14 protein-coding genes are annotated in these 14,026 nt (G+C 73.6%); 7 read left to right on the top strand and 7 right to left on the bottom strand.

Going from position 1 to position 14,026, the window contains the following annotated elements:
* Positions 1-6: 6 nt before the first annotated feature.
* Positions 7-1,200 carry a CaiB/BaiF CoA transferase family protein gene (locus AQJ11_RS06560; protein ID WP_059262183.1) on the bottom strand — a complete coding sequence of 398 codons (1,194 nt, stop codon included), beginning with the start codon at positions 1,198-1,200 and terminating at the stop codon, positions 7-9.
* A 370-nt stretch (positions 1,201-1,570) separates the two neighbouring features.
* Between AQJ11_RS06560 and AQJ11_RS06555 the strand changes: the two genes are divergently transcribed.
* The gene (locus tag AQJ11_RS06555; RefSeq protein ID WP_208616449.1) at positions 1,571-2,749 is read left to right on the top strand and encodes a saccharopine dehydrogenase family protein; all 1,179 of its coding nucleotides are present in this window, start codon (positions 1,571-1,573) and stop codon (positions 2,747-2,749) included.
* Positions 2,750-2,857: 108 nt separating this feature from the next.
* Here AQJ11_RS06555 and AQJ11_RS06550 read toward each other — a convergent pair whose 3' ends face one another.
* Positions 2,858-3,601 (bottom strand): endonuclease V, encoded by a 744-nt coding sequence (locus tag AQJ11_RS06550; RefSeq protein WP_059262181.1) that lies wholly within the window; start codon positions 3,599-3,601, stop codon positions 2,858-2,860.
* A gap of 59 nt (positions 3,602-3,660) precedes the next feature.
* Here AQJ11_RS06550 and AQJ11_RS06545 point away from each other — a divergent pair, with 59 nt between their 5' ends.
* On the top strand, positions 3,661-3,957 hold the full coding sequence (locus AQJ11_RS06545) for a YciI family protein (RefSeq protein ID WP_086011676.1): 297 nt from the start codon (positions 3,661-3,663) through the stop codon (positions 3,955-3,957).
* Between the two features lie 43 nt (positions 3,958-4,000).
* Here the strand turns inward: AQJ11_RS06545 and AQJ11_RS06540 are convergent, their stop codons facing one another.
* Positions 4,001-4,339 carry a hypothetical protein gene (locus tag AQJ11_RS06540; RefSeq protein WP_014676172.1) on the bottom strand — a complete coding sequence of 113 codons (339 nt, stop codon included), beginning with the start codon at positions 4,337-4,339 and terminating at the stop codon, positions 4,001-4,003.
* A 75-nt stretch (positions 4,340-4,414) separates the two neighbouring features.
* Complete coding sequence (locus AQJ11_RS06535) at positions 4,415-5,635, bottom strand: WD40/YVTN/BNR-like repeat-containing protein (RefSeq protein ID WP_398780099.1); 1,221 nt, start codon at positions 5,633-5,635, stop codon at positions 4,415-4,417.
* Between the two features lie 217 nt (positions 5,636-5,852).
* Between AQJ11_RS06535 and ssgD the strand changes: the two genes are divergently transcribed.
* The 4 genes from ssgD to AQJ11_RS06515 all read left to right on the top strand — a co-directional run bounded on the left by ssgD (position 5,853) and on the right by AQJ11_RS06515 (position 10,350).
* Positions 5,853-6,269: a spore wall synthesis regulator SsgD gene (gene ssgD, locus AQJ11_RS06530; RefSeq protein WP_014676170.1), complete on the top strand. Its 417-nt coding sequence runs from the start codon at positions 5,853-5,855 to the stop codon at positions 6,267-6,269.
* Between the two features lie 309 nt (positions 6,270-6,578).
* A complete protein-coding gene (locus AQJ11_RS06525) occupies positions 6,579-8,204 on the top strand; it encodes an ABC-F family ATP-binding cassette domain-containing protein (RefSeq protein ID WP_059262180.1) in 1,626 nt (541 codons plus the stop codon).
* A 165-nt stretch (positions 8,205-8,369) separates the two neighbouring features.
* Positions 8,370-9,146 (top strand): dimethylargininase, encoded by a 777-nt coding sequence (ddaH, locus tag AQJ11_RS06520; RefSeq protein ID WP_014676168.1) that lies wholly within the window; start codon positions 8,370-8,372, stop codon positions 9,144-9,146.
* Between the two features lie 229 nt (positions 9,147-9,375).
* Positions 9,376-10,350 (top strand): acyl-ACP desaturase, encoded by a 975-nt coding sequence (locus tag AQJ11_RS06515; RefSeq protein WP_014676167.1) that lies wholly within the window; start codon positions 9,376-9,378, stop codon positions 10,348-10,350.
* A gap of 64 nt (positions 10,351-10,414) precedes the next feature.
* On the opposite strand, the gene AQJ11_RS06510 is transcribed toward AQJ11_RS06515, so the two are convergent.
* Positions 10,415-10,660, bottom strand: coding sequence for a WhiB family transcriptional regulator (locus AQJ11_RS06510; protein ID WP_059262179.1), 246 nt, complete (start codon positions 10,658-10,660; stop codon positions 10,415-10,417).
* A gap of 267 nt (positions 10,661-10,927) precedes the next feature.
* Here AQJ11_RS06510 and AQJ11_RS06505 point away from each other — a divergent pair, with 267 nt between their 5' ends.
* Entirely contained in the window at positions 10,928-11,716 is a 789-nt protein-coding gene (locus tag AQJ11_RS06505; protein WP_059262178.1) for a VOC family protein, read from the top strand.
* A 49-nt stretch (positions 11,717-11,765) separates the two neighbouring features.
* On the opposite strand, the gene AQJ11_RS06500 is transcribed toward AQJ11_RS06505, so the two are convergent.
* Positions 11,766-12,842, bottom strand: coding sequence for a LacI family DNA-binding transcriptional regulator (locus AQJ11_RS06500; protein WP_014676164.1), 1,077 nt, complete (start codon positions 12,840-12,842; stop codon positions 11,766-11,768).
* A gap of 91 nt (positions 12,843-12,933) precedes the next feature.
* A complete protein-coding gene (ligD, locus tag AQJ11_RS06495) occupies positions 12,934-13,953 on the bottom strand; it encodes a non-homologous end-joining DNA ligase (RefSeq protein ID WP_189887035.1) in 1,020 nt (339 codons plus the stop codon).
* Between the last annotated feature and the right edge of the window lie 73 nt (positions 13,954-14,026).

Here is a 14,026-nt window from a genome sequence, read left to right as displayed (position 1 = left end):
GCGGGGTCAGCCGCCGTCGGTGACCAGGTCGTCGGGGTCGCCGAGGTCGTCGGGGTCGTCGGGGTCGTCGGTCGGGGGCGCCGGCAGGCCCCAGTCCCGGGCGACCTCGGCGGTGTCCGCGCCGGGCCGGGCGGGGCCGGTGCGGACGGCGGTGGGGGTCGCGGAGAAGCGGGGGGCGGGGGCGGGCTGGGTGATGCCGCCGTGGTCGGTGAAGGTGCCGCGCGCGGCCAGGTGCGGGTGGGCCGGCGCCTCGCGCAGGCTGAGCACGGGCGCCACACAGGCGTCGGTGTCCGCGAAGACGGCCGTCCACTCCGCCCGGCTGCGGGACTTGAAGGCGGCGGCGATCCGTTCGCGCAGCTCGTCCCAGCAGGTCCAGTCCTTGCGGGCGGGCGCCAGGTCGTCCAGGCCGAGCAGGCGCAGGAACTCCGCGTAGAACTTGCCCTCCAGGGCGCCCACCGCCATGTACCCGCCGTCGGCGGTCTCGTAGGTGCCGTAGTAGGGACAGCCGCCGTCCAGGAGGTTGGCGGCGCGGCGGTCCTGCCAGCCGCCGGCGGCGAGCATGCCGTGGATCATCGCGGACAGATGGGCCGTGCCGTCCACGATGGCCGCGTCGACCACCTGGCCGGTGCCGGTCGCGCGCGCGTGGTGCAGGGCGGCGAGGACGCCGACGACCAGGTAGAGGGAGCCGCCCGCGTAGTCCCCGAGGAGGTTGGCGGGCACCGCCGGGGGTTCGTCCGGGCGGCCGATCATGCCGAGGGTGCCGGTGAGCGCGATGTAGGCGATGTCGTGGCCGGCGCGCTGGGCGAGCGGGCCGGCCTGGCCCCAGCCGGTCATGCGGCCGTACACCAGGCGGGGGTTGCGGGCGTGGCAGTCCTCGGGGCCGATGCCGAGCCGCTCGGCGACGCCGGGGCGGTAGCCCTCGATGAGGATGTCGGCCCGCTCGGCGAGGTCCAGGACGCGCGCGGGGCCGTCCGGTGCCTTCAGGTCGACCACGATCGAGCGCTTGTTGCGGTTGGTGACGTCGAACGCCGGGTCGATCGCGAGGCCCGGACCGCCCGGACGGTCCACCCGGACCACGTCGGCGCCCAGGTCGGCCAGCAGCATGGCGGCGAACGGGCCCGGGCCGATGCCGGCCAGCTCGACCACGCGCACGCCGTGGAGCGGGCCGTCGCCCGGCGTCGGCGTCCCTGCCGTTGTCATCCGTCCAGCCCCCAGGCGTGTATGACACCAATGATGTAACACCGGTGATGCTAAGAACGCGTTCCACCGGGCACAAGACCTGAACGAGCAAGCGCTTAGCCAAGTGCCCGTCGCGCCGACGTTCACCCGGGAGAGTGACCGGCGCTGCGCCGGGCCCTCCGCAGCGGCGGGCGTGCGGGACCGTCACGCGGTCCGCGCGCCCGGTCCCCGCACCCGGGCCCGGGGCGGTTTCTCCCGCTTCTTCACGGCATTCCTGGCTACGGCCACCGCTGCCTCCGGGCTGGTCGTCGGGCTCCCCACTGCTCACGCTAGCCTCGGCCACCGACAGCGGCGCGGGCTGCGCGACGGGCCGCACGGACCAAGGGGTGTCATGAGCAGGATGAGCAGGACGGACCGGCCGTACGACCTCGTGCTCTTCGGAGCCACGGGCTTCGTCGGCACGCTCACCGCCCACTATCTCGCCGCGCACGCCCCGCGGGACCTGCGCTGGGCGGTCGCCGGCCGCGACGAGGGGCGGCTGGAGCGGCTGCGCGAGGACCTGCCCGGCGGCGCGGACGTCGGTGTGCTGCGGGCCGACGTCACCGAACCGGCCACCCTGCGCGCCCTCGCCGAGCACGCGCGCGTGGTCGCCACGACCGTGGGCCCGTACGTCCTGTACGGCGAGGAACTCGTCGCCGCCTGCGCCGACACCGGCGCCGACTACCTGGACCTCACCGGCGAGCCCGAGTTCGTCGACCTGATGTACATCCGGCACGACGCACGCGCGCGGGAGACGGGCGCGCGCCTGGTGCACGCCTGCGGTTTCGACTCGGTGCCGCACGACCTGGGCGCGTACTTCACGGTCCGGCAGCTCCCCGAGGGCGTGCCGCTGACCGTGGACGGCTATGTGACCGCCGACGCGGCCTTCTCCGGCGGCACCCTCGCCTCGGCGCTGAACCAGATGGCCCGCGGGCGGCGGATGCTGGCCGCCGCGCGCGAGCGGGCCCGGCACGAGCCGCGGCTGCCGGGCCGCCGGGTGACCGCGCCGGCGGGCGCGCCGAGGTACGCGGCGGAGGTCGGCGCGTGGGCGCTGCCGCTGCCCACCATCGACCCGCGGATCGTGCGCCGTTCGGCACGGGCGCTGGAGCGGTACGGCCCGGACTTCCGCTACCGGCACTACGCGGCCGTGCGGCGCCTGCCGGTCGCCCTCGGCGGGGTCGCGGCCGTCGGCGCGGTGGCGGCAGCCGCCCAGCTGCCGCCCGCCCGGCGCTGGCTGTCGGACCGGCTCAAGCCGGGTGACGGACCGAGCGCTGGGAAGCGGGCGAAGAGCTGGTTCTCGGTGCGGTTCGTCGGCGAGGGCGGCGGCCGGCGCGTGTTCACCGAGGTCGCGGGCGGCGACCCCGGGTACGACGAGACGGCCAAGATGTTCGCCGAGGCGGCCCTGTGCCTGGCGTTCGACGACCTGCCGCCGACAGCGGGCCAGGTCACCACGGCCCAGGCGATGGGCGACGCCCTGACCGAGCGGCTGCGCGCGGCGGGGATCACCTTCCGGGTGGCGGCCCAACGCTAGCGGCAGCCGCCCGTCACCGCCGCCGTCGTGAACGGGTGCGACGGGGGCTCGTACCGGACGAGGGCAAGGAGGCGGAACGGTCGTGGAGTTCGGGCGCGACGCGGAGTGTCAGGAGGACGGCGCCCGGCGCGTCGCCGGGTCCTGATCCCCGCCGCCGGTCACGCCCTGTGCCGCCTCGCGCAGCGCGCGCCGGCACAGGGCGTCCGCCCGGCGGGTGGTCTCCGGCAGCCGGTACCGCGGGGTCAGCGCCAGGGTGTGCGCCACGGCGTTGTCCAGGCTCACCCGGTGGCCGACCGAGACGAACACCGGCTTGACGCCGTCCCGGGTGCGCAGCGCGCGCCCGACCTCCTCCGTCCCGGCGAGCAGCGGTGCCCAGCCGCCCCGGGCCGGTTCCGGATCGTCGTACGCGAAGGTGAACGGGTTCTTGGCGACCCCGACGGTCGGCAGGTCCGTGAGCACGCCCAGGTGGCTCGCCAGGCCGAAGCGGCGCGGGTGGGCCAGGCCGTAGCCGTCGCACACGACCAGTCCGGGCGGGCACGGCAGCCGGTCCAGGGCGGCGCGGACGGTGGGGATCTCACGGAAGGCGAGGAGGCCGGGCACGTACGGGAAGGAGACCCGGCCGACGGCCGTCGCCTCCGCCACGACGTCCAGGGTGGCGGCGTCCAGCACCACGGCCGCCGCCGCAACCAGGTCCAGGCCGTCGTCGTAGGCGACGTCGACCCCTGTGACCAGGCCCGTCCCGGGCCGTGGTCCGGGCTCGTCCAGCACCACCCGCCCGCGCAGCTCGTCCTGTACGGCGCGGGCCTCGTCCTCGGTCGCGGGCCAGTTCGCGGGTACGCCAACGATCGTCATGCCGGGTGACTGTACGGTCCCGCCGCGGGCCGCCGGCCGGGCGGGGTAGGCTCGTGATCATGTTCGTCCTGGAGCTGACCTACACCGCGCCGCTCGATGCCGTGGACGCCGTCCTGCCGGACCATGTGGCCTGGCTGGAGGAGCAGTACGAGAAGGGTCACTTCCTGGCCTCGGGACGCAAGAACCCCCGCGACGGCGGGGTGATCCTCGCTGTCGCGGGGGACCGCGCCCGCATCGACGAGATCGTCGCGGGCGACCCGTTCACCGTCGCCGGTGTGTGCGCCTACCGCGTCACGGAGTTCATCGCCACGAAGACGGCCCCGGAGCTGGCGCACCACCGGCAGACACTGGACTGACGTCGGTCTGTCGACCTCCTCGGGCGTCGGGCCTGGCGGGCCGTCAGCCCTTCTTGGCGTTCAGCGCGCGCTGGAGTTCGTCCTTGTTCATGTGCGAACGGCCTTCGATGCCGCGCTGCCTCGCCTCGTTGTACAGCTGGTCGCGGGTCGGGCCGTGCGAGCCGACCCGGTTGCCCGACCGCTGACCGCCACGCTTGCTCGACGACATGTCCTGCGTCGAGCTGCGGCTGGCGGTCTTGGACTCGCCGGAGCGGGCGCGTTCCTTGTTCACCGTCCGCGCGGCGATCTCCTTGGCACGCCCGGTGCTCTCGCCCCGGTCCTGCGCGCTCTTCTTGATGTGCTCGTACTGACGCTCACGCTTGGGGCTGGAACCGGCTGGCATGATCGCTCCCTTCCTTTGCGACGGGGAACGAGTACCCGCGTTCCGCCGCGCTTACCTCACCGGTCCGGCCGTGCCTCACCGTTCGAGCCGTGCCACCCGTCCCTGCTCGCCCGCCGCCCAGCAGCTCAGGTCGGGGGTGCAGGTGACGGTGTCGTAGGAGCCGGTGTCGATCGTCCGCCAGCTACGGCCGCCGTCGGTGGTCAGGTCGGTGCCGGTCGGGCCGACGGCCAGCGCGGCGGTGCGGCTGTGCGGGAGCCAGGCGGCGCCGGAGCGGTACGCGGGTGGCGGGGTGGTGGCGGGGCGCCAGGTGCGTCCGCCGTCGGCGGTGACCGCGGCGGCCTGCGGCGAGGGCCGGCCGGGGCGGTAGTCGCCGCCGACCGCGATGCCGTGGGTGCGGTCGCGGAAGGCCAGCGCGAAGACGCCCTTGGCCGGATCGCCCGCGGGGACCGGCGTGTCGGCGGCCGTCCAGGTGAGCCCGCGGTCGGCGGAGTGCAGCACGCGCGCGTGGGCGCCGCCGCCGGTGGCGAGCCAGACGTCCTTCGGGCCGGCGGTGACGAGGCACTGGCCGCTCGCGGCGAAGCCCGCCTCGCCGTCCAGCGCGGGCGGCATGCCGTCCGCGGGCAGCACGCGCCAGGAACGTCCGCCGTCGGCGGTGGACAGGACGCGGAACTTCCCGTCCACGGGGTCGCCCAGGGCGAGGCCGTGGCGGCGGTCGAAGAAGGCGAGGCAGTCGTAGAAGGCCCTCGGGTCGGTGTTGCGGAAGGACTCCGTCCAGGTCGCACCGCCGTCGTCGGTGCGGTAGACGCGGGAGGCCTCGCCCTCGCCGATGGCGAGCACCACCGCGCGCCGGGCGTCGAACGCCGTCACGTCCCGGAACTGGAGGCCGGACGCCCCGGGCGGCGAGACGTTCCGCCAGCTCGTGCCGCCGTCCGTGGTGCGCAGCACCGTGCCTTCGGTGCCGGCCAGCCAGGCGGTGCGCCGGTCGACGGCCGCGAGGCCCCGGAAGCGGACGCTCGGCGTCCCGGAGTCCTTCACCGCCCAGTGCACGCTTGCCGTGCCGGACTCCCTGGCCGCTCCGTGCACGCTTGCCGTACCGGAGTCCTCGGCCGCCCGGTTCGCGCGTTGCGTGTCCGGGACCGGCTGCCCCGCGCTCACCCGGCCGGCGGTGCCGTGGGCGAGCGGACGGGCCTCGGCCGCCGGGACCGTCAGGGCGGCCAGCGCCGCCCCGCAGGCCACTCCCGCCGCCACCAGCCGGCTCGTCCGTCCCCTGCGTCGCGTGCTCCCCAAGCGCCTCATGGCGGGCGAAGCTAGCCGCACTCCCCCGGCCCCGTCCAGTGGGCCGCCGTGTCCCGCGCGGCCGACGGGCGGGAACGGCCGTGCGTTCCCCGTGCATGAACGCGGTGACCGAGGTCACTCGTTTCCCGTGTGCACGCATCGGCCGTTTCCGTCGTCTCTTCCAGTGCCGGGTGCCGCACATCCGGGCGCAGTCCATCCGTCACGAGGGAGCAAGGCGTTGTCCACCGTCATCGAGCAGCCCGTAGAGGCCCGTCTCGTCGCCGCCGCACCGCGCATGCCGAGCATTCCCGCCACGCTGCGCTACGACCGGCGCGACCCGTTCGCCGTCCGTATGACGTTCCCGGCCCCGGCCACGCTGGAGGGCGTCGAGGTGTGCTGGACCTTCTCCCGCGAACTGCTCACGGCCGGTCTCAAGGGCCCCGAGGGCCACGGTGACGTCCGGGTGCGGCCGTACGGGTACGACCGCACGGTGCTGGAGTTCCACGCCCCGGAGGGCACCGCGATCGTGCACGTGCGCTCGGGTGAGATCCGGCGGTTCCTGGAGGCGACCAGCGACCTGGTCCCCGTCGGCCTGGAACACCTCCAGTTCGACCTCGACCACGGTCTGGCCGAGCTGATGCGGGACGCCTGCTGAGTGCCGGTCGGTGAACGCCACGCGCGCGTGGGGCGGCGCGGCGAATAATCACGTTGACAGCTCTTCCGGCTCTTCCTACAGTGTACAGCGGTTCTGTTGCCGTCGATTGGAGAAGGACGTTGTTCGTCTGAGGTCCTGGGACACCGCGTCGCACCGGTGAGGTGTGCGTGGCGTACGACCTCGGCGTCCGAGCCGTCCTTGGCACAGGCCGTTTTCCATGGCCCCTTCCGTGCCCCAGACCTTCGGTTTCCGCCTCGCGGTGTCTCGACACGCGTCCACCCGAACGCACCCGTCCCTCGCGAGGCGCCCATGTCTGCTTCCCTCATCTGCACGTCCCTCTCCTTCACCTGGCCCGACGGCACCGCCGTCTTCGACGGCCTGGACATCGCCTTCGGCCCGGGCCGGACCGGGCTCGTCGGCGTCAACGGCTCGGGCAAGTCCACCCTGCTCAAACTGATGGCCGGGGAACTGGCTCCGGCCGACGGCACCGTCAAGGCGGCCGGCGAGATCGGCTACCTCCCGCAGAACGTCACGCTCGACACCGCGCTCCGCGTCGACCAGGCCCTCGGCATCGCCGGCCGGCGGGCCGCCCTGCACGCCATCGAGGCGGGCGACGTCGCCGAGGAGCACTTCGAGACCGTCGGCGACGACTGGGACGTCGAGGAGCGCGCCCTGGTCACCCTCGGCGAACTCGGTCTCGGCCACATCGGCCTGGACCGGACCGTCGGCGAGGTGTCCGGGGGCGAGTCGGTGCTGCTGCGGCTCGCCGCGCTGCTGCTGCGCCGCCCCGACGTCCTGCTGCTGGACGAGCCCACCAACAACCTCGACCTGTACGCGCGCCGGCGGCTGTACCAGACGGTGGCCTCCTGGCCGGGCGTGCTGGTCGTGGTCAGCCACGACCGGGAACTGCTCGACCTGGTCGACCAGATCGCGGAGCTGCGCTCCGGCGAGGTCGCCTGGTTCGGCGGCAACTTCTCGGCCTACGAGGAGGCGCTGGCCGTCGAGCAGGAGGCGGCCGAGCGGATGCTGCGCGTCGCCGAGGCCGATGTCCGCAAGCAGAAGCGCGAACTGGTCGACGCCCAGGTCAAGCTGGCCCGCCGCAAGCGGTACGGGCAGAAGATGTACGAACAGAAGCGCGAGCCGAAGATCGTCATGGGGGCGCGCAAGCGCGCCGCCCAGGAGTCGGCGGGCAAGCACCGCATCATGCACGAGGAGCGGCTCGCCGAGGCCAGGGACCGGCTGGACGAGGCGGCGGAGGCCGTACGGGACGACGACGAGATCCGTGTCGACCTGCCGTACACGGCCGTACCGCCCGGCCGGCAGGTGCTCACCCTGGAGAAGCTGGAAACGGCCTACCAGGCGCGCGTGCCGGGCATCCTCGACCTGCGCGGACCGGAGCGGATCGCGCTCGTCGGCCGCAACGGCGCCGGCAAGACGACGCTGCTGCGGACCGTCGCCGGGGAGCTGGCGCCGGTGTCGGGCACGGCGACGGCCCATGTCCCGCTGCGGTTCCTGCCCCAGCGGCTGGACGTGCTGGACGACGGCCTGTCGGTGGCCGAGAACGTCGCCCGGTTCGCGCCGGGCGCCACCAACAACCGGGTCCGGGCCCGGCTCGCCCGCTTCCTGTTCCGGGGCGCGCGGGCCGACCAGAAGGCGGCCACCCTGTCGGGCGGTGAGCGTTTCCGGGCGGCCCTGGCCGCGCTGATGCTCGCCGAGCCCGCGCCCCAACTGCTGCTGCTGGACGAGCCCACCAACAACCTCGACATGGCCAGCGTCCGGCAGCTGACCACGGCTCTGGAGTCGTACGAGGGCGCGCTGATCGTCGCCAGCCACGATCTGCCGTTCCTGGAGTCGATCGGGATCACACGGTGGCTGCTGATGGAGGGAGGGGAGCTGACGGAGACGACGCCCGAGACGCTGTGGGACCCGGCGTGACCGGCCGGTGAGGCCCGCCCCGGCCGGCCGGCGCCGGTCTCGGGAGAGACGCGCCGGGTACCGGGGGGTTTGGCCGTGGCGGGAGCGCCCTGCATGATGACGGACCGGCGCCGTGTGAGCGGCGCCGGACCGCACCATCGCACCGACCGATACGAAAGGCCCCTCGTGCCCAGCAAGAAGGCCCTCGTCCGTCGCCCCAGTCCCCTCCTGGCCGACGGCCTGGTGACGCACATCCAGCGGGAGAAGGTCGATACCGGGCTCGCCGGCGAGCAGTGGGAGGCGTACGTCGAGGCCCTGCGCGCGCACGGCTGGGAGGTCATCGAGGTCGAACCGGCCGACGACTGCCCGGACTCGGTGTTCGTCGAGGACACCGTCGTCATGTACAGGAACGTCGCGTTGATCACCCGGCCCGGCGCCGAGTCGCGGCGGGCGGAGACCGCCGGCGTCGAGGAGGCGGTGGCCCGCCTCGGCTGCTCGGTGAACTGGATATGGGAACCGGGCACGCTGGACGGCGGTGACGTCCTCAAGGTCGGCGACACGGTGTACGTCGGCCGTGGCGGGCGGACCAACGCGGCCGGTGTGCAGCAGCTCCGGGCGGCCTTCGAGCCGCTGGGCGCCCGGGTGGTGGCCGTACCCGTGAGCAAGGTGCTGCACCTGAAGTCGGCGGTGACGGCGCTGCCCGACGGCACGGTGATCGGGCACATCCCGAAGATCGACCGGCCGTCGCTGTTCCCGGGCTTCCTGTCGGTGCCGGAGGAGTCCGGCGCGCACGTGGTGCTGCTCGGCGGCGGCAAGCTGCTGATGGCGGCGAGCGCCCCGAAGACCGCGGAGCTGCTGACCGATCTGGGCCATGACGTGGTGACGGTCGACATCAGCGAGTTCGAGAAGCTGGAGGGCTGTGTGACCTGCCTCTCGGTGCGCCTGCGGGAGCTGTACGCCTGACCGGGTGATCCCCTCGCCCCGGCAGCTCCGGGACCTGCGGGTCGGGGGCTGCCGGGCGCGCCCGGGCACGGCCGTCGGGGCGGGCTGATCAGCGAGTTCTTTACAGCCCTCTTAACCTACGGCTTCGTAACCTACGGGTTCGTAGCCTACGATCACGTAGGTTTCCCGGCACCGCTCGCCGGACCGTCCCCTTCCTCCCCCCGTTGTTCGGCGTCCCCCTGGAGTTCCTGTGACGATCACCTCCCCCCACCTCGGCAGCCCGACCGCCTGGACCGACGCGCGGCTGCTGTACGCACTGGAGGAAGTGGTCGAGAAGGAGTTGAACCGGCACCTGAAGGTCGCCAAGGACTGGATGCCGCACGAGTACGTGCCGTGGAGCGACGGCCGCAACTTCCCGGGCCTGTTCGAGGACGGGGAGGCCTGGGACAAGGACCAGTCCCAGGTGACGGAGATCGGCCGGATCGCCCTCGTGGTGAACCTGCTGACCGAGGACAACCTGCCGAGCTACCACCACGAGATCGCCTCGCTGTTCGGCCGCGACGGCGCCTGGGGCACCTGGGTGCACCGCTGGACGGCCGAGGAGGGCCGGCACGGCATCGTGATGCGGGACTACCTGCTGACCTCGCGCGCGGTGGACCCGGACAAGCTGGAACGTTTCCGTATGTCGCACATGAGCGAGGGCTTCGAGTCCGACAACCGGCACTCGATGCTGCACTCGGTGGCCTACGTCGCCTTCCAGGAGCTGGCCACGCGGATCTCGCACCGCAACACCGGCCACCAGTCCGGGGACCCGGTCTGCGACCGCATGCTGGCCCGCATCGCGACCGACGAGAACCTGCACATGGTGTTCTACCGCAACCTGCTGAAGGCCGCGTTCGAGCTGGCGCCCGACCTGACCATGCAGGCGGTCCGGGACGTCGTCGTGAACTTCCGGATGCCCGGTCACGGCATCCCCGGCTTCGAGCGGGCCGCCGCGCAGATGGCGATCGGCGAGGTGTACAACCTGCGCATCCACCACGACGACGTGTTGCAGCCGGTGCTGCGCTTCCTGAAGGTCCTGGAGATCGACGGCCTCGGCCCCGAGGGGCGTCAGGCGCAGGAGGAACTCGGCCTGTACATGGGCGGGCTGGATGCGGAGGCCGCGAAGTTCGACGAGAAGCTGGCCGCGCGGAAGGCCCGGATGGCGGCGCGCGCCGGGGGCTGACGCCCCGCGCGCGAGGCCTTGCCCGGCGCCCGGGCCGACGGTCGGCCCACGGCTTCACAGGGTGTCAGCGGGCGGCACGGCGCAGGGCGAGGCGCTCCTTCTCCGACAGGCCGCCCCAGACGCCGAACCGCTCGTCGTTGGCCAGCGCGTAGTCCAGACAGGCCGGGCGCAGCTCGCACATGGAGCAGATGCGCTTCGCCTCGCGCACCGAGCTGCCCGGCTCGGGGAAGAAGAAGTCCGGCCCGGTCTGCGCGCACAGCGCCTGCGCCTGCCAGGTGTCGTCGGCCGGGGTGAGGGTTTCGTAGTGCATGGCCAGAAGCCTGCCGCACGGCGAAAAACGTTCGATCAACGCCGGCGAAACGGCGTTGATCGGGGCCTCCGGCCGCCCCGATGATGCTCCCCGCGGCCCGGCGCGCGCACGGCGGCGCGCCCAGCCGGGTGAAACCCGGGAGGACGCGTGCCGTCACGCTGGGTGAGGGCGGGGCGGTCCGGCGGGTCCCGTACTCCGGCAGCGATTGTCAGTGGGCGGTGAAAGACTCGGCAGTGCACAGGACGGACCCCCTTGCGAGGAGGGCGAATGCTCACCACCCGTTTCGTCGACGGCGCGCCCAACTGGATCGACGTCGGCAGTCCCGACATCGACGGCGCCGCCTCTTTCTACGGCGCTCTGTTCGGCTGGCGGTTCCGGTCGGCGGGGCCGGACGCCGGCGGTTACGGCTTCTTCCAGCTGGAGGGGAAGACCGTCGCGGGCGGCGTGCAGACCGGTCCCGGCCAGGGGCCCGCGGCCTGGACGGTGTACTTCCAGAGCGAGGACGCCCGGGCCACCGCGAAGGCGGCCGAAGAGGCCCACGGCAGAGTGCTGTTCCAGCCCACGGACGTGATGGGCCAGGGCCACATGGCGGTCCTCGCCGACCGGGCGGGCGTGCCGTTCGGGATCTGGCAGCCGGGCCGGACCAAGGGCGTGGAGCTCGCGAGCGAGCCGGGCTCGCTGCGCTGGGTGGAGCTGTACACGCCGGACATCGCGGCAGCCGCCGCGTTCTACCGCCGGGTGCTGGGCCTGGAGACCTCCGCGCCGTTCCCGGGCGGGACGTACACCTGTTTCAACCCGGACGGCGCCGGTGACGACGCGATGTTCGGCGGAATGGTGCCGCTGGCCGACGACCCCACCGAGGCGGAGGCGGGGCCGTACTGGCTGCCGTACTTCGAGGTGGAGGACACCGACGCCGTGGTGGAACAGGCGCGGCGCCTGGGCGGGACGGTGCGGGTGCCCGCGACGACCGTGGAGGGCGTGGGCCGCACGGCCAGGCTCGCCGACCCCTACGGGGCCCGCTTCGCGGTGATCAGGAGCGAGCCGCCACGGGGCTGAGCCCGCGGCGCGCGCCCGGCAGCCGACGGCTTCGGGGGTGGTGCGGCGCTCAGGCCGAGGCGCGGCGTATCAGGGTGGTCGGCAGGATCACCTCCGACGGAGGTGCCTCCTGGGCGCCGGCCGTCGTGTCCGTCCCCTCCCGGGCGCCGGACAGGCCGCGCAGCAGCAGACGGGCCATCAGCCGGCCCATTTCCTCGATGTCCTGACGGACCGTCGTCAGCGGGGGGTCGGCCTGTTCGGTGACCGGCACCATGTCGTCGAAGCCGACCACGGCCACGTCCTCGGGCACACGCCGGCCCCTCGCGCGCAGCACCCTGAGGGCGCCGAGCGCGGTGAGGTCGTTGGCGGCGAACACGGCGTCGACGTCCGGGCAGCGGTCGAGGAGTTCCCGCATGGCGCGTTCGCCGCCGGACGGGGTGAAGTCGCTCTCCTCGACCAGCCGGGGATCGTACTCGCCCAGGACGTCGGTCATGACGTCCCGGTAGCCGTCGAGCCGGTCCACCGCCGAGGTCTGGTCCAGCGCTCCGGTGATGTGGGCGACGCGGCGGCGGCCGAGGTCCAGCAGGTGCCGGACGGCAGCGCGGGCCCCGCCCCGGTTGTCGCAGTCGACGTACACCACGCCCGGGTCCGCCGCCCGGGTGTCCGCGCCCCAGTCGGGGCGCCCGCCGAACACGGTGGGCACGCCGGCGTCGTGGATGAGGCCGGGCAGCGGGTCGTCCAGGTGCAGGGAGAAGACGAGCGCCCCGTCGACATGGCCGCCGGCCAGATAGCGGGCCACGCGCGCGTGGTCGGCGCGGCCCTCGGTGAGCAGCAGCACCAGCTGGTTGTCGTGCGCGGTCAGTTCCTTGCTGATGCCGCGCAGCTGGAGGGCGAAGAAGGGGTCGGTGAAGACCCGGGTCTCGGGCTCGGCGATGACGACCGCGACGGCGTCGTGCCGCCGGGTGACGAGGCTGCGCGCCGCCTGGTTGGGGACGTAGCCCAGCTCCTCCACGGCCCGCCGGACCCGCTCGGCCAGGGGTTCGCGGACCCCGTCGCCGCCGTTGACCACGCGGGACACGGTGGCCCGGGACACCCCGGCCCGCGCGGCCACGGCCTCCAGCGTGGGACGCGACACTGCCTCGGTCACTTCGGGACTCCTCATCGGCGGCTGCCGATCAGGATAGCCGCGGGACACGGGACCGGCCGGTGCCGGACGGACACGCGCAGCCGAGCGGTTCTCAGGGCGACGGCTCGCGGCGGGCGCGGCTCGGCTGCACCCGTTTCGGTTCGCCGGGCATCTTCGGGTACTCCGGCGGGTACGGCAGGTCGCCCAGGCCGTGGTCGTGTTCGTCCTGGCGGGCCAGTTCCAGCAGCGCGTCCAGGGAGAAGGCGTGGTCGTCCATGTCGGCGTGCACGTCACCGAGTTCGGCGAACCGGGCCGGCATGGTGGCGAGGTCGAAGTCGCGGGGTTCGGCGACCCCGACCTCCTCCCAGCGCAGCGGCGCCGAGACGGGGGCGTGCGGGCGGGGGCGTACCGAATAGGCGGAGGCGATGGTGCGGTCCCTGGCCGTCTGGTTGTAGTCGAGGAAGATGCGGCTCCCACGCTCCTCCTTCCACCACTTGATGGTCACCCGGTCCGGCATCCGGCGCTCCATCTCCCGGCCGACCGCGATCGCCGCGCGGCGCACCTGGGTGAAGGTCCAGCGCGGTTCGATGGGGACGAAGACGTGCAGGCCCCGGCCGCCGGAGGTCTTCGGCCAGCCGCGCAGCCCGCCGAACTCGTCCAGGACGGCCCGCAGTTCCCGGGCGGCGCGGGCCGCGTCGGCGTAGTCGGTGCCGGGCTGCGGGTCGAGGTCGATGCGGAGTTCGTCGGGATGGTCGACGTCGGTGGCGCGGACCGGCCAGGGGTGGAAGGTGAGGGTGCCGTACTGGGCGGCCCACACCACGGCGGCCTCCTCGGTGGGGCACATCTCGTCGGCGCTGCGCCCGCTGGGGAAGGTGATGTGGGCGGTCGGGATCCAGCCGGGCATGCCCTTCGGCGCTCGCTTCTGGTAGAACCACTCGCCGCCGACGCCGTCCGGGTAGCGCTCCAGGGTGGTGGGGCGGTTGCGCAGGGCGCGCAGGATGCCGGGGCCGACGGCGGCGTAGTACCGGGCGAGGTCCAGCTTGGTGAAGCCCCGCTCCGGGAAGAACACCTTGTCCGGGCTGGACAGTCGTACGGTCCGGCCCGCCACCTCCAGTTCCACCGCATCGCCCATGCGGCCACGGTAGGCGCAGCCCGCATCGCTCGCATACTGGGCGAAGCCGTATGTATGTGAGCGGAAACGGATG

It is taken from the genome of Streptomyces corchorusii (assembly GCF_001514055.1).
Lineage (GTDB): Bacteria > Actinomycetota > Actinomycetes > Streptomycetales > Streptomycetaceae > Streptomyces > Streptomyces olivaceoviridis.
This window is presented reverse-complemented; position numbering and strand designations above follow the sequence as displayed.